Origin of the sequence: Limosilactobacillus secundus (assembly GCF_020784695.1) — a bacterium.
GTDB classification, from domain to species: Bacteria; Bacillota; Bacilli; order Lactobacillales; family Lactobacillaceae; genus Limosilactobacillus; species Limosilactobacillus reuteri_F.
The window spans coordinates 1-20,428 of the sequence record NZ_JAJGUA010000034.1; the positions used below are offsets into that span (position 1 = coordinate 1).

A 20,428-nucleotide genomic window follows, 5' to 3' on the forward strand; every position below is an offset into this window, starting at 1 on the left:
CAGCCAACTGAGCAACCAACAGAACAACCGACGAGTCAGCCGACCGCTCAGCCAACAGTTCAACCGACTGAGCAACCGACGAGTCAACCAAGTGAGCAACCAACCGCTCAACCGACTGAACAGCCAACTGAGCAACCAACAGAACAACCGACGAGTCAGCCGACCGCTCAGCCAACAGTTCAACCGACTGAGCAACCGACGAGTCAACCAACCGTTCAACCGAGCGAACAGCCGACGAGTCAACCGACTGAACAGCCAACAAGTCAGCCGACTGAGCAGCCGACGAGTCAACCAACCGCTCAGCCAACAGTTCAACCGACTGAGCAACCGACGAGTCAACCAACAGTTCAGCCAACTGTCCAACCAACCGAACAACCGACGACTCAGTCGACCGTTCAACCAACAGAACGGCCGAGCGAGCAACCGACGAGTCAGCCGACTGAACAACCAGCAATTGAATCAAACACACAATTACCTGGTGAACAAAAGAATGAAGAACCACAACCAATGACTACCCAGGTCACTACCAAGAAGGGCGAAACTTCTATCGTCGAACCTACTAAATCTTCATCAACACAACCAACTACTAAGCAAGGTACTCAACAATTGCCACAAACTGGTAATCAAAAGTCATCAAGCTTAATTGGTCTCGGTTTTGCTGGTCTTCTCTCAGCACTTGGTTTAACAAAAGTAAATAAGAAACGGAAAGATTAATTTCCTACTAAAAAGGAGTAACCCTCAGCTATTTTGGCTGTGAGGATTACTCCTTTTCTTTATTACTAATTAACTTTTGCCACTTTTTAGCGACATGATCGAAGCGGTATTTTTGTGCCGCTTTTTGTGCATAATGGGCGTACTTTTTTGCGAGGGCAGGCTCTTCTAATAATTTTCTTAATTGCTGATAGAGGGCTTCTTGATCATTCGGCGGAATCAGTTTACCGCTCTGCTGGTCATCGATTATATCCGCTGGACCATAGTTGATGTCATAGCTAACAACTGGGCAACCATGACCCTGTGCTTCTAGAACTGCCATTGCAAAACCTTCATAATAGCTTGTTAAAATTTCGGCTTGAGCATGTTCATAAGCAGCGCTGAGGTCATTACAATAGCCGACAAAATTAATGTAGCTCTCGGCTTTATTTCCCTTCACTAATGACTTGAGCGCATTAGCGGTTTGGTTTTTATTCCAACTATCGCTATAACCATAAATATCGAGGGTAACTTGCGGAAAGTCTTGGTGAAGACGAACAATCGCATTGATAATATGGTCAAGTTGTTTGATTTTAGAAAGTCGCGCAACAGCAATAAACTTTCCTATTTGGCGTTGGCTAACAGGAACTTCTTTTGTCAGTTCTTCATCTAAATAAGTCACGGGAATACCGTAGCTCTGGTTCGTTTGGAAACGGTTAGTTGCGTCTTGCGCTTCCCGTTGCGTGGCAGAGATCAGGCCATTTAGCTGTCCTTTTGCGAGCATTGTTGCAATTGGCTGGTAGATTGCCGAAAGGGGGCCGTTGCTTTGACCGTCATCAGTAAAGGCCGAGTGGAATACTTGGTACCGTCTGGCCGGCTTTTTCATTAGCGTAAATGCCTTTAAGGCGATGTTAGAGCGATCACTGATGAGGATTGTTTGCGGATCATCTCCAACAAGCTCATCTAAAAAGTGCGCCCGAAATTCAATTTCATCATCAAATTGCCATTCTTGTCCTTGATCCATTAGCTGAATAAGGGTGAGAATGGGGACATTACCTTCGCCACCACGATAATGATAGATTATCTTTACTTGCCCATTATGATCGTAATACTGACGAGCAATCAGCCGTCCTTTGTCTTCAAAATACTCAGTATAGGTCCGCCATCCCTGATCGTAAAAGTCTCGCCGATTGGTAAAGCCATACTGGTCGAGATAGTCGATATAGTATAATCGTCCGTTGCGAGTGTTTACGCGAACCCGCACTTTACCATTTCGCAGGGCACAATTGTCCTTAACTTGGCAGGCGGGGACAGCTAATGCCTGCTTGATAATGGATTGATCAACTGTAGGATCAGCGTGGTAAGGAAGTTGTTGATAATACTGGTAGATGTTAAGGACGCGGCCTTTAACTTTAAGTTTTTCTTCAACGGTTTGATGGTCGAAGTTATACAGCATCGTGACAATGGTTGCAGGTGCATTCAGATGATCAAAAATTCGCAGCCGCTTGACTTGGGCAAGTTCGATGGCCGAAGTTTGTAAATCTTGGCGGCTAGTGATGAAAAAATTCATGATAAATTCCTTTTCAAATGATTTGGTGGTTTTATCCCTCAATCTGGATCTTTTAATGATTTACCACTCTTAATTTGTTTAAATTGACTAAATATGTGTTCAATTGTTTGATATTCGTCAGTCGAAAGTTCAATTTTCATTGCTTGTGCATTAGAAAGTACTTGCCGGGCATTTTTAGCTCCTGGAATCACTGCAGTAATCAGTGGATTTTGCAGGTACCATGCTAGGATTATTTGGGCAATCGTAGCATGATGGCTATCGGCAATTGGACGGACGAGATTAACCGCATGTAAAATTGTGCTGTAACGTGGCTCTTTAAAATCCGCAATTTGGCTACGGATATCATCAGCGGGGAATGTTGCATCAGTGGTATACTTTCCAGTCAATAGCCCAGAAGCTAGTGGGAAGTATGGGACAAAGCTGATGTTGTTTTCATTCAGGTAGTCGAGCATTCCTTCTGTTAGATGGTCTTGATGAAGAAGGCTGAATTCATCTTCTACAATGTCAACGTAACCATCCGCATTTGCCTCTTTGATTTGAGCAAGACTGAAGTTGGAAACTCCGATTGCCCGAATCTTTCCTTCTTCCCGTAATTTCTGAAGAGCACCGACTGCCTCTGCTTTCGGGGTATCATGATCAGGGAAGTGCAGATAGTAAATATCAATATAGTCGGTTTGCAACCGTTTTAAACTGTCATTGACTTGCTCAGTAATAAAATCAGGGTTGTTATTAATAACTTCTTTACCCGTTGAAAAATCATGAGCGCCCTTTGTTGCAATGATGATTTTATGCCGATCATAATCTTGAATGGCTTGCCCGACCAGTTCTTCGGAATGACCTAAGCCATAGACATAGGCAGTATCTAATAAATTAATTCCGTGATTTAAAGCAGTCTTAACGAGATCAATGCCGGCTTGATCATCTAAATCCGGAAAGAGATTATAACCGCCAACAGCATTTGTTCCGAGACCGAGGGGATTTACTTTAACTTCTGAATGACCGATTGTTACTGGATACATCATGATAAACCTCCTAGTTGGTGAAAGCGCATGCATCAATTACCTTAATTATACTAAAAATATTCTTGGGATGTGCTTGAATATCTAATTAGAATAGTAAATTAACGAAACTGGCTTGAACGTTAAATTTAATTAAGTAGATCCTCCTAAGAAGGCAAACATTTGTAGCTAGTACCTAAAAATATCAAGCTTTAATTTTTTACTAATGAGTTCCAGGAGTGCTAGGCCAGCAACACTATTACCAGCATGGTCGAGTGCCGGACTGAAAATTCCGATCCCGTAATGATTGGGGGCCGCAGAAACTAAACCGCCACCGACACCGCTCTTAGTGGGGACACCGATTTTAACAGAATAAGTTCCCGATTCGTTATAGAGGCCAGTCGTCATCATGACCGATTTTGTATATGTAGCGGCCTCACTTGAAATGATTCGTTCATTATTCCAAGGAGCAATCCCGTCATTGGCGAGGACAGCACCGAGATTAGCTAGACTTTGGCAAGTGACCATCATTGAGCACTGCTTAAAATAGGTATCAAGACTAAGGGTTACGTCATTAGTAAGGACTTCTTTGGCCTTGAGATAGTAAGCTAACGACCGATTCATATCCCCAGTTCGCAACTCCGATTGGTAAATTTCTTCATTGAGGGTGATATCGGGATCATTACAGATTTTACGACTAAATTCAATGATTTGGTCAAAGGGAGAAAGCCCATCTTGTTCTTCAATTAATGAACTGATGAGGATGGCGCCACTATTAATAAAAGCATTGAGAGGATGGGTCTCCTTAGTAATTTCCATGTTAAGGATTGTGTCGAACGGGAAACCGGTTTGGCGTGTTCCGACTTGCTCTTCAACGGCAGACAAGCCTAAACGTTCAATTGCGTAGAGGAGGGTAATTACTTTTGAGACGCTTTCGATAGCAAACCGAACTTGCGATGCTCCTGCTTCTACTTTTTTATCATTTGTGACGTCGAAAAGGTAAACACCAAGTTGATAAGGGTCAACTTTTGCTAAAGCGGGAATATAGGTTGCCACCTGTCCTTCGTCAATTTTGCTCCAACATTCTTGAATTGCGTCATTAAGATTCATGATATCCTCCTTTAATTAAAAAAGCTGGGAAATTTGTCCCCAGCCTTTACTTTAGTTATTCTCAATCCGTTTTAACTCTAACAGACTACCAGTATATGCATCAGCAATAAACTCGTAATCTACTTCTTCGCCATCTTCTAGACGAGAAACGCCACCTTCATAAGCATGGGTTTTAACCGCAAATCGTTGGAAAGGTACTGCTTTATCATTGATCCAGCTACCAGTTAAAGAACCTTCACTTGCAAAATCATTTTTGACTAATTTTAAGATTTGCTCAGCAGATATGTGACGATTACCAAAAAGTTTACCAGCGATAAAACCGGCGATTCCAGATGCACCTAATGTGACTGGAATCAGCCAGGGGTTGAGGGAGTTATTGTTTGCATTCATATGATTGCTTCCTTCACTATTTAAATTTAATCCGTTCTTAACTTCTTATTTATTCTATCATTTTTAATTATTAAAATCCAAATATCTAGTCCTTGCAAGTAGATTACTTACAATAGATAAGAAGCGTGGTATAATATTGCTAAAATGATATAGGGATGAGGATTATGGAAAGATTACCACAATTAAAAGAAGATCAATTAATCGAAACTATTGGCAATGGCAAGGTCGTCCTTTTCTTTACAGCTGGTTGGTGCCCAGATTGCCGTTTTATTAAGCCGGCAATGCCTGAGATCGAACAAGACTTCAGTGATTATACTTTCTATGAAGTTGATCGCGATGAAAACATCGACCTCGCTGCTGAACTAAATGTATTTGGAATTCCAAGCTTCATTGTATATGATAATGGTAAAGAAATTGGTCGATTTGTCAATAAAGACCGTAAAACTAAGCAACAAGTTGAAGATTTTTTAAACAATTTGAAGTAAAATAAGAAGGTTGTGAAAATAAAGGGACTGAATTATTCAGCCTTCTTTAGTTTTAAATTAGATTTTCATAGCCTTCTTTTTATGTAATAATATAAAATGGTAGATTATATTAGAGAGAGGAATATTTGATGTTAATTTCAAGTTACAATCCCAATGAATTAGGCGACATTTTAGTCGTTATTACCGCTCCAGATGCGGATGACCAAATTACTAAGATTGCTGATGATGTAGCTCAGATCACTGCTGAAAAAGATGGTGCATTACTTGGCTATAACTTTATGAACGCCAGCAAGATCTTACCAGAATTAACAAGTGAAAACGGGCAAGTATTTTTAGATGCAGCTCAAGTTGAAAAATTAAATGCAAAGTTACAAGAAGCAGGCTTTGATAAGCTCTTAACGGCTGACGAAGATCCTAAGTTTGTGGTTGGTTACGTTGAAAAGATCACTGACCATCCTAAGTCTGACCACTTAAAGGTAACGCAAACGCGGATTGCTAATGATAAGACTGTCCAGATCGTGTGCGGATCTCCTAATGTTGCGGAAGGTATTAAAGTCGTAGTTGCTCGTCCTGGTGCGATGATGCCAGACGGTAAGATCATTTGGCCGGGGCAATTGATGGGTGTCGATAGTGACGGAATGCTCTGTGGTTTCCGTGAACTACGGATTAAGAACGCTCCAGACGAAAAGGGCTTGTTCATTATTCCTGATGATTGGCAAAAAGTCGGTGAACCAGTTGATTTTGCCAAGGCTGATACGTTCTACCCAGAAAACTAACAAAAAAGCGATAAGTGATTCTTTATGGGAGCGGCGCAAGCCTCTGCAAGCAATAATGGCCTCTAGGGTTCAACTTTAACGAATCCTAGAGGCCATTATTGTACTGTGATTGTGATGTTTATCTTTGAATTGCGAAAACTTATTTGTTTTTTCGATATGACTTATTAAAAAGATTATTGTGAGAACCTGCTCGTACAGCAACTAATACAAGATCTTGGTGGTCAATCTTATAGATTACTAGAACATCATTGGTTTTCGTAGGTTTTGCGCCTTTGGGAGTATCCCTGACATGAAATTCTCTGTAACCAGCATATTTTCTTTGCAAGTGGTGATCCCTATATTCTTTGGGGAGAGCATCGCCATTGAGTAAAATATCAATGGCCTCATGGATATCATCAATAATTGATGGGTCTAATTTACCAAGGCGTGCTAAGTCAGCATTAAATGTTTTGCGTGGCCGAAAAGAGTAATAAGACATGACCTACTTTTCCTCACTGTTCTTGAATTGATTCCAGTAATCGTTATTGGATTCAATAATAGGGTCATCTGGAATAATGTGCATATCAATTAATTTATCTCTTGCAATAGCATAATCTAATGAATCTTCCTTAGCATTTACAGCATCAAGCAATGCATTCAATTGGTTTTGGGAGATGATGGCAGCTGTTCGTTGATTTGAACGGGCAACTAAGACAGTTTGCTCGTCTTCATTAACTCGATCAAGGTAATCCTTGATATGTTTTCTGAAGTCACTTTGAGTAGTAGCAATTGGCATGATAATCACATCCTTACTTCTTGTTGTACTTAATATTGTACATTATTTTGTGAAAAATATCTCGTCCAGAAAACTAACAAAAAACAGCTGATTACTATTGCCAAAATTTTATAATGCTTTATTATTTAGTGAGGGATGGATCATAGTTACTGATCTACCCCTCGCATTTATTTTAAATTGAATTGTTGAAAGGAATTGGATTGATGGAACAAAATACATATTACTTTGTTGGTATTAAAGGGACCGGAATGGCCTCTTTAGCACGTATCCTTCATGACAAAGGACACCAAGTACTAGGTTCAGATATTGAAAAGGAAACATTTACACAAGCGCCATTGTTAGCGGCGGGAATTAAAATTTTGCCATTTGATCCAGCCAATTTGAAACCGGGGATGATTGTTGTCCAAGGAAATGCTTTTGATGATGATCACCCAGAGATTAAACGAGCACATGAATTAGGCCTTAAAATTTTAAGTTACCCTGAGGCTGTTGAAAATGAGGTTAAGAATCATACTAGTATTGGGATTGCCGGAGCACATGGTAAGACCAGTACGACTGCATTGTTATCACACGTACTAGCAGCGGTTGAACCAACTAGCTACTTGATCGGTGATGGGGTAGGTAAAGGAAATGCGGACGCACGCTTCTTTGTTTTTGAAGCCGATGAATATCGTGATCACTTCCTTGCCTACCACCCAGACTATGCAATTATGACAAACGTTGACTTTGATCACCCTGATTACTTCAACGATTTGGCAGATGTCCGTGATTCATTTGAAACGTACGGTAAGCAGGTTCAACGGGCAATTTTTGCTTGGGGAGACGATCCTAGTCTTCGTGACTTAAATGTTGATGTTCCGGTTTACTACTATGGAACTAATCCAGATGATGATTTCCGGGCAGAAAATATTCAACGCACACCAGAAGGATCAACGTATGATGCTTACTTCCGCGACCAAAAGCTTGGCACATTCACCATCCACTTATACGGTGAACACAGTGTGCTTAATAGCTTAGCCGTGCTAGCGGTTGCATACATAGAACACATGAACATGGATGAGATTCAACAGGAATTAGCCAACTTTAGTGGGGTAAAGCGTCGTTTCAGCGAGACTGACATTGCGGATACAACCATTATTGATGACTATGCTCACCATCCAAGCGAAATTAAAGCAACAATTGATGCGGCACGGCAAAAGTACCCAGATCGTGAAGTTATCGCTGTTTTCCAACCTCACACATATTCACGGTTGGCCGCTTACATTGATGGTTTTGCAGAATCACTTAGCCGAGCAGATAAGACTTTTGTTACTCCAATCTTTGGTTCAATTCGTGAAAATGCTGGAAATATTTCTAGTGTTGATTTGGAGCAACGGATTGAAGGTAGTGAAGGTATTGACATGGATACCATGGACAAGCTTTTGCAATACCATAATGCGGTAGTTGTTTTCATGGGTGCCGGTGACGTTGAGAAGTACGAAGAAAAGTACAAAGAATTGTTAAAATAATTAAAGATTTACTTGAATGAAATGGTGGCCTCTGCTACCATTTTTATAATTAGTCAAATAAAGTCAAATTAAATAGAAAGAGGGAGTCTTGATGAATAACTTTTCTCAAGAGCCAGGGCGTCGGGTTGTCACTGACGCAGCTGGTTTGAATAGTTTCTTAACCCGAATGTATGGAAACATGACACTGGCAGTTCTTGTTTCTGCATTCAGTGCTTACTTGACCATGGGGGTATTCCGGAGTGCTGTTTTCGGTTTCTTTGGTGCTCACCCTGGAATGGTTTGGATTATTTTATTGCTACCTATTGCTTTGTCGATGGGGGTAAGCTTTAGTGCTACCCGGAACCCAGTTGGGGCATTTATTATGCTAATGCTAACGGCAATAATCTATGGTGTCGAATTTGCGATTATTGCTGGTGTCTATTCGGGGGCAAGCATTGCCTCAGCTTTCGTATCATCCGCGGCTGTTTTTGTTACGATGGCTTTGTATGGGACAATTACTAAGCGCGACTTAAGCAAGTTTGGTGCTCACGCGATGGCTGCTTTGATTGCTTTAATGATTGCTTACCTTATCAACATGTTCTTACAAAGTCCTGCCATTGCTTATATCTTCTCCTTTATCGCTGTTATTATCTTTACTGTCTTGACAGCTTGGGATGCACAAAAGATGAAGCAAATCTATATTAACTATGGTGGCGAAGTATCAACAAATGGTTTAGCTGTGCTAGGTGCCCTTCAATTGTACTTAGACTTTATAAACCTCTTTATCTCACTTCTTCAAATTTTTGGAATGAGTGACCGCAATTAGTAAAAAGGCTGAAAGGGATTAAATCTCATTCAGCCTTTACTATTTTAAAAACTACTTATTAACATTTTTCTTTTTAGTTAAGTAATAAGAACAATCAGTTACGAGGATCAAAAGGGTGGCAATCCAGATGGTTCTCATTCGGAAAAAGGGAAGCAACTGAGCGGAAATGACCGCGCCGAGCGTAAAGCAGGTCACGATCATTAAATAACTAAAGGCAGCTGATCGTTGTGAACGATCGTGATGAAAATAATATTCGCTCCAGGCAACAGCAGCTTTTTTGACACTGCCGCTTGTAAAGACACTGTTATAACCAAGCCCTTCGATTTTACTAAAAGCGGCACTTTGCATTGCAAGACCAAATGAAACAGCTGGTACCATCAGATAATCAGGAAAACTATCCGGGAGAAAACCGATAATTGCTCCTACTAATAAAATCGGCAATAGACAAACTACTCGCCAATAATCAGTTCTTAAATGAGCGTGCAGGATGCTGACCATTGCTAATCCAAGAATAAATGCGATCAATGAGCCAAGCCGATCAACGACGCCAAGAAAATTATGGTTTGCTAAAGCGGCACTTAGAAAAATAATGTTGCCAGTTTGGGCCGCTGCCATTGTGCGCCCACATTTGATATATGTAAAAGCATCGATGAAGCCACCGCTGAAAGTGAGGAGGAGGGCAAAGAGCCGTGCTTCTGCTGGCTTTTGATAGTTAATGAGTTTATCCATGAATTTCATCTCACATCTAATGATTTTTCATTTTAATTATAACTTAAATCTTTGGTCAAGAAACTAAACCATTGCTATATTCTCTGGTACAATTACTATTAGCGATAGAAGGGCGGGAATTAAATGACAAAACAATTATTGTTAATTGACGGAAATAGTATTGTTTTCCGGGCATTTTTTGCCATGCATAATCAAATGGACAAGTTTACAAATAAGGATGGCTTGCATACAGCTGCAATTTATGGCTTTAAGTTGATGCTTGATCATGTGTTGCAAAGCTTTAAACCGGATGCGGCTTTAGTAGCCTTTGATGCAGGAAAGGTAACCTTCCGGACGAAAATGTATGATGATTACAAGGGTGGTCGAAACAAGACTCCTAATGAATTGACCGAGCAAATCCCTTATGTTCGCGAATTAATCAAAGACTCTGGATTACATAGTTATGAATTAGCTAACTATGAAGCTGACGATATTATCGGTACTTTGGCTAAGCAGGCGGATGATGCTGGCTACAAGACGTTGATCGTAACAGGGGATCGAGACCTTACCCAGTTAGCAAGTGAGAATACGACTGTTGCCGTTACTCACAAGGGAGTTACTGATACGGAGCATTACACTCCGGCACATGTCGAAGAAAAATTAGGGATTACGCCGCGCCAAATAATTGATATGAAGGCACTGATGGGTGATTCTTCCGATAATTATCCTGGTGTAACTAAAATTGGGGAAAAGACTGCAATCAAGCTTGTAAAACAATTTGGTTCAGTTGAAGAACTTTATGATCATATCGATGACCTTAAAAAGAGTAAGATGAAAGAACATTTGATTGAGGATGAAGAGGTTGCTCGACAATGTAAGACATTAGCAACAATTCTCCAGGATGCCCCGATTAAGATTGGCTTAGATGATTTGCAATACCAAGGCCCACAAACGGATGACTTGATTAAATTTTACAAAGAGATGGGTTTTAAATCTTTCTTGAAAAAGATGAATATCGATGGGGCTGGAGACGAAGACGAAGCTGAGATTGCTCCAATTGACTACACAGTTTTAACTAAAGATAACTTAGATGAACTAGGACAATTAACGGGTGAAGTAAGTTTTTACCTTGAAATGCCAGAAGAAAACTATCACACGTCACCATTCGCTGGGTTTGTGCTCGGCAATGAAGAGCACTGGTTTACAAGTCGAGATGTGGATCTGCTTAAAGAAGCGCCCCTCAAAGATTTACTCCAGAGTGATAATGTTAAGAAGAATGTCTTTAATGCCAAGGCACAAATCGTTGGCCTTCATCGCCTCGGTATTCCGCTTGAAAATATTAATTTTGATCTGCTTTTAGCATCTTACCTTCTAAATACTAATGACAATAGTAACGACCTGGGACAAGTAGCTCAGGAACACGGTTACGATGATGTCCGAACAGATGAGGAAGTTTACGGTAAAGGTGCTAAGCGTGCTGTGCCTGATGATGACAAGACCTTCTTTAGTCACCTGGCTACGAAGGCGCGGGCAATTGAACACCTGCGCAAGGATCTTTTTGCCAAATTAGACGAAAATAAGCAAACGCCATTATATACTGATATTGAATTACCACTAACCCGGGTTCTTGCAAAAATGGAAATCGCGGGTGTTCATGTCGATGCACAAACTTTGAAAGATATGGGCAGTAAGTTAACTGAACGGCTATCAGAAATTGAAAGTCAGATCTATCAAGAAGCTGGCGAGGAATTTAACATTAACTCCACTAAGCAACTAGGCCATATTCTTTTTGAAAAATTGAAATTACCAGTGATCAAAAAGACCAAGACCGGTTATTCCACTGCAGTTGATGTGCTTGAAAAGTTGGCTGATAAGGCACCGATTGTTGAGCAAATTTTGGAATATCGGCAAATTGCTAAGCTTCAATCTACCTACATCACTGGTTTGCTGAAAGTTATCCATTCAAATGACCAGAAGATCCATACGCGCTACTTACAGACATTAACGCAAACTGGTCGCTTGTCCTCTGTTGATCCTAATCTGCAAAATATTCCAGTACGGTTGCCGGAAGGACGCTTGATTAGGAAGGCGTTTGTTCCTAGTCAGGAAGGCTGGCAAATCTTCTCTTCAGATTATTCGCAAGTTGAATTACGAGTTCTTGCCCATATCACTGGTGACAAAAACCTTCAGGAAGACTTTAAGAATGGTGAAGATATTCACGCCAGTACAGCTCGCCGGATTTTCCATTTGGCTCCAGATGCTGAGATTGACCGTAATATGCGGCGTCGGGCAAAAGCGGTTAATTTCGGGATTGTTTATGGGATTAGTGATTATGGACTGGCACAACGGATTCATGTTAGCCGTGCAGAAGCTCATGAATTTATTCAAAATTACTTCCACGAATTCCCGGGCGTAAAGAAATACATCGATGATACGATTGCGTTTGCTAAAGAGAATGGTTATGTTGAGACGATTACTCACCGACGTCGTTACTTACCAGACATTCATGCCAAAAGTTTCAGCAAGCGATCGTTTGCAGAGCGCACTGCAATGAATACTCCAATTCAAGGGAGCGCTGCTGATATTATTAAGATTGCGATGATCCGGATGCAAGATGAGCTTGAAAAACGACATCTAAAGGCAAAAATGCTCTTGCAGATTCATGATGAATTAGTCTTTGAGGCCCCAAAGGAAGAAATCCCCATTCTATCGGAATTAGTGCCAAAAGTAATGGATTCGGCCGTTAAGCTGGATGTGCCGCTTAAAGTAGATAGTAAGTATGGGGATACCTGGTATGACCTTAAAAAATAGATCGGAGGAATTAAATGCCTGAATTACCAGAAGTTGAAACTGTTCGCCGCGGTTTGCTGAAGATTGCTGTTAAGCGTAAAATTAATGCGATCGATGTTTATTATGGTAAAACGATTACCAATGATGTTGAAGATTTTCGGCAGGCGTTGATTGGACAAACGATTGAAAATGTTGATCGGCGAGGGAAATACCTTCTTTTCCGTTTTACTAATGATTTGACAATGATTTCACACCTTCGCATGGAAGGAAAATATTACAACCAACCAATTGGCGGACCAATTGATAAGCATACTCATGTTGTCTTTGAATTTACGGATGGCACGGAATTATGTTATCAAGACACTCGTAAGTTTGGCCGGATGACATTGGTAAAAACCGGAGATGAGATGAATGTCGGCGGATTGAAGACGATTGGCCCTGAACCGACAAAAGACGCCTTCACCTTGCCATACTTTACAGCTGAATTAAAAAAGAGTCGGGGAAAGATTAAGCCATTCTTGCTCAATCAGCGTCATGTTGCCGGTTTGGGTAATATTTACGTTGATGAGGTGCTATGGATGACAGGGATAAATCCAGAGCAACCAGCCAATACTTTAACAGCTAACCAGATTGCTGAATTACGAGAAAATATTATCAAAGAATTAGCGACAGCGATTAAGTATAAGGGAACCACTGTTCATAGTTTTACAAATGCATTTGGTGATGCCGGCGCTTTTCAAGATCGTTTAAAAGCTTATGGTCATGCGGGAGATGAATGTCCGCGTTGTGGCACGAAAATGGTGAAAATTAAGGTTGCTGAACGTGGAACGACCTTTTGTCCACACTGTCAAGTATTGAAGGAATAGGAAATGACAAAAATAGTTGGATTAACAGGTGGAATCGCCACTGGAAAGACAACGGTAAGCAACATTTTGCGCCAGACTGGAATTCCGGTGATTGATGCTGACCAAGTAGCGCGACAAGTCCAGACACCAGGCTCGGTTGGGTTAACGAGGATTGTCAAAGTATTTGGCCCTAAAGTACTTTTGCCGACGGGTAAGCTCAATCGACCCGTTCTGGCTAAAATTGTCTTTAATGATAAAGAAGCGCTGAAAAAACTCAATGAGATTCTTCAGCCATTAATTTATGATGCCATCTTTGCGCAAGTTGATACTTTGAAAAAGCAGAAAATTCCATTCGTGGTATTAGATGCACCATTATTATTAGAGCAACACTATGATGAAGATTGTGATTATGTTGTAGTTGTTTATACTGATCCACAAACTCAGCTTAAGCGGTTAATGGCTCGCGATCACTGTTCTAAAAAGGAAGCTCAAGTGCGAATTGCTGCCCAAATGCCATTATCAGAGAAAGAATCGCGGGCGGATTTTAAAATAAATAATAATGGTGACCAGGCTGCCCTGCAAAAACAAGTCGTAGCCCTAATAAATCAGCTAAAAGCAGAGTGAAATGTGGTAAAATAAAGTACTTATACTATAAAGGAGGGGGACACATTGCGCTGTCCACATTGTCACAAAAATGGATCACGGGTTGTCGACAGTCGGCCAAGCGAAGACGGAAGCTTTATTCGTCGTCGTCGTGAGTGCATTCATTGTGGCTTTCGTTTTACAACCTTTGAACGGTACGAGGAAACGCCACTACTAGTAATTAAAAAAGATGGTACGCGCCAAGAATTCAGTCGCCAAAAGATCCTCAATGGAATTGTCCGTTCGGCAGAAAAACGCCCGGTTAGTATGGAGCGGTTGACCAAGATTGCAGATAAAGTGGAAAAACAAATCCGGAGCATTGGTGAAAGCGAAGTCTCCAGTCAAATTATTGGTAAATTTGTGATGAACGAATTAAAGGGCGTCGATGAGATTGCCTATATTCGCTTTGCAAGTGTTTACCGCCAATTTAAGGACGTTGATGCCTTTATGAGTGAACTTGAAACCATGATGAAGGCAGAGCATAAAAAATAACTTAGGAGGGCTGTAAAATGACTGCAGCAGCTTTTGATCCGCAAGCCGGTTATGTTGTTACGGCTAGCACTGCATTTATTAGTTTTAATGACCAAACTTTTGCAACATTTTATCAGCCGATTTTAGGACCAGTTGCGTTTAGCTTTTTTTATGCGTTAAAAGCGCGTCTGCTGCCTAATCCTACGATTGCCAACCGGACCTTGCAAAGTGACCTGTTAGCTCAGGTAAATGCTGGGGGTCAACAAGTGCTGGAGGCTCTTCATCGTTTGGAGGCAGTTGGTTTAGTTCAAACTTATTTCCAGCACGATGAGATCGGGGACGTATATGTTTATGAATTGCAGCCGACCCTTACTCCAGAAAAAATTTTAGCTGATAATTTGCTGAGTATTTTACTTTTAGAAGAAGTAGGAGAAGAAGCATTTGAACGTTTGATTAAGCAAAGTCGGCAATACAAGCTTGCTTCTTCTAACACTTCATTAACTAATGTGAGTCACAACTTTTTTGAAGAGTTTCATATTAATTCGCAGTCAATTACTGCAACACCACAAGCAATTTTAACGGCACGAAAACAATCACCGGTAGAAAAGCAACCTCAGTTAACTAAGGGGATGAATGATGACTTTGATTGGTCAACCCTAATTCACTTACTCGCTAATCAGCCAATTGTCAGTGCAGACCTTGAAAATAATCGGGACTTAATATTATTAGAACATCAATTATATGGGATTGATGCGCCAACGATGAAGACATTGGTTTTGCGGTCGATTGATCTAAAAACTAATCATTTCAATCCAAAAAAATTTAAGCAAATTGTTGCATCTGCTTATAATATCGTTTATTCCTCAACGACAAAAGTAGCGGAAAAAGAAGCACCGGTGACAAATGAAAATAGTGAACTGACCAGTAAAGACCAGAAATTATTGGCGACAGCTAAGGATTACTCTCCAGTCGAATTTCTGCAGGTCCTTAAAGGGCAGACAGGTGGCTATGTAACTTCAGGTGAACGTCATATTCTGACAGGTTTAGTAGCGCAAGAAAAACTTACCCAAGATGCCATTAATATCTTAACTTGGTATGTGATTAGTGACCGAGGAAATTCTACTTTGACCGCTAATTTTGTCGATGCAATTGCCAATAACTGGCTCCAACATGGCATAATTAATGGAGAGCAAGCCATTGTCCAACTAAAAACTTTTAACAAGCAGTCGCAAGAAAAGAAAAAGGAAGCAAAGACGTCAAAGAAAAATAAGTGGCGCAAAACGATTAAGGAACCGATGCCAGCATGGAGCAAGAAAGATACGAGTGAGCTGATGAAAAAAGCTTCCTCACAAGAAATTGCCAAACTGCGTGAACGGATCGCTAATCGCAAGAAGAAGTAGCAACTAAAGGAGGTGGCAGCATGCAGTCACTAAACAAAACTTTACAAGAGTTAATGCGCGGTCAAAATATCGCAAACAATATCCAACAAACGATGAAGCAAGTTTATATGGATAAAGATGTTCAAGCCTTCTTAAACGAAAATCGTGATCGTCTTAGTAAAGAAGCGATTAAACGGGGGCAATCAAAGCTTTATGAGTTTTTTCATGAAAAGCAATTAATTGAAAAAGGCGTGCCAACTGTTGCCCCAGGATATTCTCCACAATTGGTTATCAGTGCAGGACAAATTGACGTAACCTACGTTCCAACTAAACAGTTATTAAAACGACAGCGCCAACGCTATATTCAACGGCTAGTTAATTCGATTAATATGCCTAAGTTCATTAAAAATGCGTCATATGATGATTATTATTTAAATGAAGATACCCAGACTGATACGCGAACAAAGGCAATTCAAGCAGCCATGGATTTTACAGATAATTATCAAAAAGATAAGTTTCAACCAGGGCTTTACCTATATGGGAAATTTGGAGTCGGAAAAACATATCTCCTTGGAGCAATTGCTAATGAACTCGCTAAGAGTAAAGGAATTGCAACAACGATGGTTCATTTCCCTAGTTTTGCTGTTGAAATGCGGAATTCGATCAAGCAAAACAATACTGGCGAAAAATTAGATGCTATTAAACGGGCACCGATTTTAATGCTTGATGATATTGGGGCTGGTGCAATGACAACGTGGGTAAGAGATGATATTTTAGGAGTGATCTTAGAATATCGGATGCAAGAAGAATTACCAACCTTCTTTAGTTCTAATTTTTCAATGGATGAGTTGCAAAATAACCACCTTGCTATCAATGCGCAAGGCGATAATGAACCCCTCAAAGCGGCCCGAATTATGGAAAGAATCAAGTACTTATCACGTGAGATTGAAATGGAAGGAAAGAATTTGCGGGATAAGGGATAAAGTTCTTGACATTAAACTTTGAATTTAGTAAGCTAATAAACGTTGAAAGAAAAAGCAGAAGCACCCGCTTCTCGCCTAGGTGATATCGATCGCCGGGCTGACGAGATGAATGATAATCGGCCACTAGGATAAGGTCGTTGTTATGAAGCGGGGTACTTTTGTACCTCGCTTTTTTGCTTGATCTTTCGCTAAAAAAATTGGAGGTGCGTTGCCATAGCACAAGATATGATTGTCAATAACGGTATTCGTGCACGGGAAGTGCGGTTAATCGGTCAAGATGGTGAACAATTGGGCATTAAGTCTAAGCGTGAAGCTCTACAGTTAGCTGAAGAAGCTAATTTAGACCTAGTATTAGTTGCGCCAAAGGCACGCCCAGCTGTTGCCCGCATTATGGATTATGGGAAGTACCGTTTCGAGATGCAAAAGAAAGAGCGTGAAGCTCGTAAGAAGCAAAAGACGATAACGGTTAAGGAAATTCGCCTTAGTCCATCAATTGATACTAATGACTTTAATGTTAAGTTAAAGCGTGTTCGTAAGTTCATTGAAAAGGGCGATAAGGTGCGGATTTCATTACGTTTCCGTGGTCGTGCTATTACCCATAAGGATATCGGTCGTGACATGATTGAACGAATGGCTGAAGAAACTTCAGACATCGCTACTGTTGTTCAACGTCCGAAGATGGAAGGGCGGAGTATTTTCTTAACTCTTGCTCCGGCTGCTGATAAAGCAAAGAATTAATTTAAGAAGGTAGGAATTAGTTATGCCAAAGATGAAGAGTAACCGTGCTGCTGCCAAGCGTTTCAAGCGTACAGCTAATGGTGGATTCAAGAGTGGAAACTCATTCACTAGTCACCGTTTCCACGGTAAGACTAAGAAGCAACGTCGTCAATTACGTGGTTTGAGCATGATGGACAAGACCAACGTAAAGCGTTACAAGAAGTTATTACCATTTAAGTAAACTTCACAAAAATAACTATTTAATATACGTAGGAGGATTTCAACATGCGAGTTAAAGGTGGAACTGTTACGCGTGCACGTCGCAAGCGCATTATGAAGTTAGCAAAGGGTTACCGTGGTTCAAAGCACCGTCTTTTCAAGACTGCTAAAGACCAAGTAATGAAGAGTTACACTTACGCTTTCCGTGATCGTAAGGTCAACAAGCGTAAGTTCCGTGAACTTTGGATTGCTCGGATTAACGCTGCTGCACGTATGAACGACATTAGTTACAGCAAGTTAATGCACGGCTTAAAGGTTGCTAACATTGACATTAACCGTAAAATGTTAGCTGATTTAGCTGTTAACGATGCAGATGCATTCAAGGCACTCGTTGACGAAGCTAAGAAAGCTCTTAACTAAGCCTAAATAATCTTCGGTCGCTTATGATGCGTATGCATGATAAGCGGCCTTTTTTATTAGTTGCTTTCCAAGTAAAGCACACGATATAATTAAATACTAGAACATTTAATCGGGTTAACCGATTGAAATATTAAATTTGATGAGGTGCAACTTTGTTAGAGATATTTAAACCAACATGGATGGTTAATACAATATATTCTGTTTCTCCTGCCCAATTAAAAGCGCAGGGAGTGCGAGCTGTTTTTAGTGACCTGGATAATACCTTGATTGCTTGGAACAATCCAGATGGAACTCCAGAATTAAAGGAATGGATGGATTCTTTACGGGAAGCCCATATTCCGCTAATTGTTATTTCTAATAATAGTAAGGAACGAGTTGGGAAAGCTGTTAATAGCCTTGATCTTCCATTCGTTTCGCGATCATTAAAGCCTTTAAGTTTTGGGATTGATCGTGCACGAAAAAAACTTAATTTAGCAAAAGATGAAGTGGTTATGGTTGGTGACCAGTTATTGACTGATGTTGCTGCGGCTAACCAAGCGGGTATTCGCAGCATTTTAGTACGTCCGCTATTAAATACGGATAAGTGGGATACCCGTATTAATCGCTTCTTTGAACGCCGTGTTTGGAAGAGCCTAAACAAAAAATATCCAGATTTAAAATGGCAGGAGGATTTGAATGACTGAACAAGAACAACAAACTGAAGAATTACGTTGTATAGGTTGTGGAAGTATTATCCAAACGGAAGATCCTAATGACTTGGGTTATACGCCTAAGTCAGCCCTTGAGAAGGGAAAGGAAACGGGAGAATTATATTGTCAACGTTGTTTCCGTTTGCGACACTACAATGAAATTGCTCCAGTGTCATTAACGGATGATGATTTTCTGCGCTTATTAAATCAGATTCGGGATGCCAATGCTTTAATTGTGTATGTTGTTGATGTTTTTGACTTTAATGGAAGTCTAATTCCGGGCTTACATCGTTTTGTTGGTGATAATCCCGTACTATTAGTTGGAAATAAGGAAGACTTGCTGCCACGTTCTCTACGGCGGCCAAAGTTAACTGACTGGATTCGTCAACAGGCAAATATTGCCGGATTGCGTCCAATTGATACGGTTCTTGTTTCAGCTAAAAAGAACCATCAAATTGACCACTTACTTGATGTGATTGAAAAATACCGGCACAATCGAGACGTTTATGTTGTAGGTGTTACCAATGTTGGAAAATCAACGTTAATAAACCAAATTATCAAGCAACGAACGGGAGTAAAAGAATTGATCACTACTTCACGCTTCCCAGGAACGACTCTTGATAAGATTGAAATTCCGCTTGATGATGGGCATGTTTTAGTTGATACTCCTGGAATTATCCATCAAGAACAAATGGCCCATGTTTTATCGCCAAAAGACTTGAAGATTGTGGCGCCCCAAAAAGAGATTAAACCAAAGACTTACCAATTAAATGATGGTCAGACATTATTCTTAGGCGGCGTTGCGCGGTTTGATTATCTTCATGGTGAACGTGCGGGAATGGTTGCTTACTTTGATAATAATTTACCAATTCACCGTACAAAGTTAAGCAATGCTGATAATTTCTATGCTAAACACTTAGGAGATTTGCTTACCCCACCGACTAGCGATGAAAAGGATGAGTTCCCACCATTAGAACGTTATGAATTCCACATTACCGAAAAGAGCGATATCGTCTTTGAGGGTCTAGGGTGGATTACCGTTCCTGCAAAAACAACTGTTGCTGCATGGGTTCCGAAAGGCGTTGGGGCTCTAGTACGGCGCGCAATGATTTAATTAATATTTGAAAGGAAAGACTTATGCAATTAAGAGGAAAACAAAAACGATTTTTACGAGCACAAGCGAACCACCTTCAACCACTATTTTCTGTGGGTAAAGATGGTCTGACTGACAATTGGCTTGCTCAATTAGATGGCGCACTCGACCGTCGAGAATTAATTAAGGTTAGCATTTTGCAAAACTCAGATGTGACAACTGATGAAGTTCGTGAATTAATTGAAGAAAAAACTTCTATTCAAGTAGTTCAAGTTATTGGTCGGGTATTAGTTTTATTTAAGGTTTCAGCAAATAAGGATGCCCGTGAATTGTCATCACGAGTAGCTGAAATCTAAGTAAAAGTA

24 protein-coding genes and 1 other annotated feature are annotated in these 20,428 nt (G+C 40.6%); of the genes, 17 read left to right on the forward strand and 7 right to left on the reverse strand.

Annotated elements, in window-relative coordinates:
* Positions 1-714, forward strand: a 714-nt coding sequence (locus LMB57_RS05355; RefSeq protein WP_229278076.1) for an LPXTG cell wall anchor domain-containing protein, incomplete at its 5' end; no start/stop codon positions are given.
* 46 nt (positions 715-760) lie between these two features.
* Here LMB57_RS05355 and LMB57_RS05360 read toward each other — a convergent pair.
* From LMB57_RS05360 to LMB57_RS05375, 4 genes are all read right to left on the reverse strand, one after another.
* Entirely contained in the window at positions 761-2,260 is a 1,500-nt protein-coding gene (locus LMB57_RS05360; RefSeq protein ID WP_229278077.1) for a glycosyltransferase, read from the reverse strand.
* A gap of 38 nt (positions 2,261-2,298) precedes the next feature.
* Positions 2,299-3,279 (reverse strand): aldo/keto reductase, encoded by a 981-nt coding sequence (locus LMB57_RS05365; RefSeq protein ID WP_229278136.1) that lies wholly within the window; start codon positions 3,277-3,279, stop codon positions 2,299-2,301.
* A 168-nt stretch (positions 3,280-3,447) separates the two neighbouring features.
* Positions 3,448-4,368, reverse strand: coding sequence for a glutaminase A (gene glsA, locus LMB57_RS05370; protein WP_229271717.1), 921 nt, complete (start codon positions 4,366-4,368; stop codon positions 3,448-3,450).
* Positions 4,369-4,419: 51 nt separating this feature from the next.
* The gene (locus LMB57_RS05375) at positions 4,420-4,758 is read right to left on the reverse strand and encodes a PepSY domain-containing protein (protein WP_229271718.1); all 339 of its coding nucleotides are present in this window, start codon (positions 4,756-4,758) and stop codon (positions 4,420-4,422) included.
* Positions 4,759-4,922: 164 nt separating this feature from the next.
* On the opposite strand from LMB57_RS05375, the gene LMB57_RS05380 reads away from it, so the two are divergent.
* Complete coding sequence (locus tag LMB57_RS05380) at positions 4,923-5,243, forward strand: thioredoxin family protein (protein WP_113897495.1); 321 nt, start codon at positions 4,923-4,925, stop codon at positions 5,241-5,243.
* A 128-nt stretch (positions 5,244-5,371) separates the two neighbouring features.
* Positions 5,372-6,019, forward strand: a complete 648-nt coding sequence (ytpR, locus tag LMB57_RS05385; RefSeq protein ID WP_229278078.1) for a YtpR family tRNA-binding protein — start codon at positions 5,372-5,374, stop codon at positions 6,017-6,019.
* A 139-nt stretch (positions 6,020-6,158) separates the two neighbouring features.
* Here the strand turns inward: ytpR and LMB57_RS05390 are convergent, their stop codons facing one another.
* The gene (locus LMB57_RS05390) at positions 6,159-6,497 is read right to left on the reverse strand and encodes a type II toxin-antitoxin system YafQ family toxin (RefSeq protein ID WP_182586894.1); all 339 of its coding nucleotides are present in this window, start codon (positions 6,495-6,497) and stop codon (positions 6,159-6,161) included.
* A 3-nt stretch (positions 6,498-6,500) separates the two neighbouring features.
* On the reverse strand, positions 6,501-6,794 hold the full coding sequence (locus LMB57_RS05395) for a type II toxin-antitoxin system prevent-host-death family antitoxin (RefSeq protein ID WP_019253109.1): 294 nt from the start codon (positions 6,792-6,794) through the stop codon (positions 6,501-6,503).
* Between the two features lie 203 nt (positions 6,795-6,997).
* On the opposite strand from LMB57_RS05395, the gene murC reads away from it, so the two are divergent.
* A complete protein-coding gene (gene murC, locus LMB57_RS05400) occupies positions 6,998-8,302 on the forward strand; it encodes a UDP-N-acetylmuramate--L-alanine ligase (RefSeq protein ID WP_229271721.1) in 1,305 nt (434 codons plus the stop codon).
* 91 nt (positions 8,303-8,393) lie between these two features.
* Entirely contained in the window at positions 8,394-9,107 is a 714-nt protein-coding gene (locus LMB57_RS05405; protein WP_229271722.1) for a Bax inhibitor-1/YccA family protein, read from the forward strand.
* Positions 9,108-9,158: 51 nt separating this feature from the next.
* Here LMB57_RS05405 and LMB57_RS05410 read toward each other — a convergent pair whose 3' ends face one another.
* On the reverse strand, positions 9,159-9,836 hold the full coding sequence (locus LMB57_RS05410; protein WP_229271723.1) for a YoaK family protein: 678 nt from the start codon (positions 9,834-9,836) through the stop codon (positions 9,159-9,161).
* A 123-nt stretch (positions 9,837-9,959) separates the two neighbouring features.
* Here LMB57_RS05410 and polA point away from each other — a divergent pair, with 123 nt between their 5' ends.
* The 12 genes from polA to yhbY all read left to right on the forward strand — a co-directional run bounded on the left by polA (position 9,960) and on the right by yhbY (position 20,419).
* Complete coding sequence (polA, locus tag LMB57_RS05415) at positions 9,960-12,626, forward strand: DNA polymerase I (protein ID WP_229278079.1); 2,667 nt, start codon at positions 9,960-9,962, stop codon at positions 12,624-12,626.
* 14 nt (positions 12,627-12,640) lie between these two features.
* Positions 12,641-13,471 carry a bifunctional DNA-formamidopyrimidine glycosylase/DNA-(apurinic or apyrimidinic site) lyase gene (gene mutM / locus LMB57_RS05420; protein WP_229278080.1) on the forward strand — a complete coding sequence of 277 codons (831 nt, stop codon included), beginning with the start codon at positions 12,641-12,643 and terminating at the stop codon, positions 13,469-13,471.
* Positions 13,472-13,474: 3 nt separating this feature from the next.
* Entirely contained in the window at positions 13,475-14,074 is a 600-nt protein-coding gene (gene coaE, locus LMB57_RS05425; protein ID WP_229278081.1) for a dephospho-CoA kinase, read from the forward strand.
* Positions 14,075-14,119: 45 nt separating this feature from the next.
* Entirely contained in the window at positions 14,120-14,584 is a 465-nt protein-coding gene (nrdR, locus tag LMB57_RS05430; protein ID WP_003668489.1) for a transcriptional regulator NrdR, read from the forward strand.
* Between the two features lie 17 nt (positions 14,585-14,601).
* A complete protein-coding gene (locus LMB57_RS05435; RefSeq protein ID WP_229278082.1) occupies positions 14,602-15,963 on the forward strand; it encodes a replication initiation and membrane attachment family protein in 1,362 nt (453 codons plus the stop codon).
* A 20-nt stretch (positions 15,964-15,983) separates the two neighbouring features.
* Positions 15,984-16,925 (forward strand): primosomal protein DnaI, encoded by a 942-nt coding sequence (gene dnaI, locus LMB57_RS05440; protein WP_229271728.1) that lies wholly within the window; start codon positions 15,984-15,986, stop codon positions 16,923-16,925.
* Between the two features lie 46 nt (positions 16,926-16,971).
* Positions 16,972-17,108: a sequence feature (ribosomal protein L20 leader region), on the forward strand.
* Between the two features lie 42 nt (positions 17,109-17,150).
* On the forward strand, positions 17,151-17,663 hold the full coding sequence (gene infC / locus LMB57_RS05445) for a translation initiation factor IF-3 (protein ID WP_003664107.1): 513 nt from the start codon (positions 17,151-17,153) through the stop codon (positions 17,661-17,663).
* Between the two features lie 22 nt (positions 17,664-17,685).
* Positions 17,686-17,883 carry a 50S ribosomal protein L35 gene (rpmI, locus tag LMB57_RS05450; protein WP_003664106.1) on the forward strand — a complete coding sequence of 66 codons (198 nt, stop codon included), beginning with the start codon at positions 17,686-17,688 and terminating at the stop codon, positions 17,881-17,883.
* A gap of 44 nt (positions 17,884-17,927) precedes the next feature.
* Positions 17,928-18,281 carry a 50S ribosomal protein L20 gene (gene rplT / locus LMB57_RS05455; RefSeq protein ID WP_003664105.1) on the forward strand — a complete coding sequence of 118 codons (354 nt, stop codon included), beginning with the start codon at positions 17,928-17,930 and terminating at the stop codon, positions 18,279-18,281.
* A 152-nt stretch (positions 18,282-18,433) separates the two neighbouring features.
* Complete coding sequence (locus tag LMB57_RS05460; protein WP_229271729.1) at positions 18,434-18,964, forward strand: YqeG family HAD IIIA-type phosphatase; 531 nt, start codon at positions 18,434-18,436, stop codon at positions 18,962-18,964.
* Positions 18,957-20,084, forward strand: a complete 1,128-nt coding sequence (gene yqeH / locus LMB57_RS05465; RefSeq protein ID WP_229271730.1) for a ribosome biogenesis GTPase YqeH — start codon at positions 18,957-18,959, stop codon at positions 20,082-20,084. The genes LMB57_RS05460 and yqeH overlap by 8 nt, the downstream gene beginning before the upstream one ends.
* Before the next feature lie 23 nt (positions 20,085-20,107).
* Positions 20,108-20,419 (forward strand): ribosome assembly RNA-binding protein YhbY, encoded by a 312-nt coding sequence (gene yhbY / locus LMB57_RS05470; RefSeq protein ID WP_003664099.1) that lies wholly within the window; start codon positions 20,108-20,110, stop codon positions 20,417-20,419.
* Positions 20,420-20,428: the final 9 nt, after the last annotated feature.

Coding starts and splice junctions, on each gene's coding strand:
- coaE (WP_229278081.1), top strand. CDS start 13,475: ATGACAAAAATAGTTGGATTAACAGGTGGAATCGCCACTGGAAAGACA.
- LMB57_RS05380 (WP_113897495.1), top strand. CDS start 4,923: ATGGAAAGATTACCACAATTAAAAGAAGATCAATTAATCGAAACTATT.
- LMB57_RS05390 (WP_182586894.1), bottom strand. CDS start 6,497: ATGTCTTATTACTCTTTTCGGCCACGCAAAACATTTAATGCTGACTTA.
- polA (WP_229278079.1), top strand. CDS start 9,960: ATGACAAAACAATTATTGTTAATTGACGGAAATAGTATTGTTTTCCGG.
- glsA (WP_229271717.1), bottom strand. CDS start 4,368: ATGAATCTTAATGACGCAATTCAAGAATGTTGGAGCAAAATTGACGAA.
- LMB57_RS05395 (WP_019253109.1), bottom strand. CDS start 6,794: ATGCCAATTGCTACTACTCAAAGTGACTTCAGAAAACATATCAAGGAT.
- rplT (WP_003664105.1), top strand. CDS start 17,928: ATGCGAGTTAAAGGTGGAACTGTTACGCGTGCACGTCGCAAGCGCATT.
- LMB57_RS05410 (WP_229271723.1), bottom strand. CDS start 9,836: ATGGATAAACTCATTAACTATCAAAAGCCAGCAGAAGCACGGCTCTTT.
- rpmI (WP_003664106.1), top strand. CDS start 17,686: ATGCCAAAGATGAAGAGTAACCGTGCTGCTGCCAAGCGTTTCAAGCGT.
- dnaI (WP_229271728.1), top strand. CDS start 15,984: ATGCAGTCACTAAACAAAACTTTACAAGAGTTAATGCGCGGTCAAAAT.
- yqeH (WP_229271730.1), top strand. CDS start 18,957: ATGACTGAACAAGAACAACAAACTGAAGAATTACGTTGTATAGGTTGT.
- LMB57_RS05405 (WP_229271722.1), top strand. CDS start 8,394: ATGAATAACTTTTCTCAAGAGCCAGGGCGTCGGGTTGTCACTGACGCA.
- LMB57_RS05360 (WP_229278077.1), bottom strand. CDS start 2,260: ATGAATTTTTTCATCACTAGCCGCCAAGATTTACAAACTTCGGCCATC.
- LMB57_RS05375 (WP_229271718.1), bottom strand. CDS start 4,758: ATGAATGCAAACAATAACTCCCTCAACCCCTGGCTGATTCCAGTCACA.
- ytpR (WP_229278078.1), top strand. CDS start 5,372: ATGTTAATTTCAAGTTACAATCCCAATGAATTAGGCGACATTTTAGTC.
- murC (WP_229271721.1), top strand. CDS start 6,998: ATGGAACAAAATACATATTACTTTGTTGGTATTAAAGGGACCGGAATG.
- infC (WP_003664107.1), top strand. CDS start 17,151: ATGATTGTCAATAACGGTATTCGTGCACGGGAAGTGCGGTTAATCGGT.
- mutM (WP_229278080.1), top strand. CDS start 12,641: ATGCCTGAATTACCAGAAGTTGAAACTGTTCGCCGCGGTTTGCTGAAG.
- yhbY (WP_003664099.1), top strand. CDS start 20,108: ATGCAATTAAGAGGAAAACAAAAACGATTTTTACGAGCACAAGCGAAC.
- LMB57_RS05365 (WP_229278136.1), bottom strand. CDS start 3,279: ATGTATCCAGTAACAATCGGTCATTCAGAAGTTAAAGTAAATCCCCTC.
- LMB57_RS05435 (WP_229278082.1), top strand. CDS start 14,602: ATGACTGCAGCAGCTTTTGATCCGCAAGCCGGTTATGTTGTTACGGCT.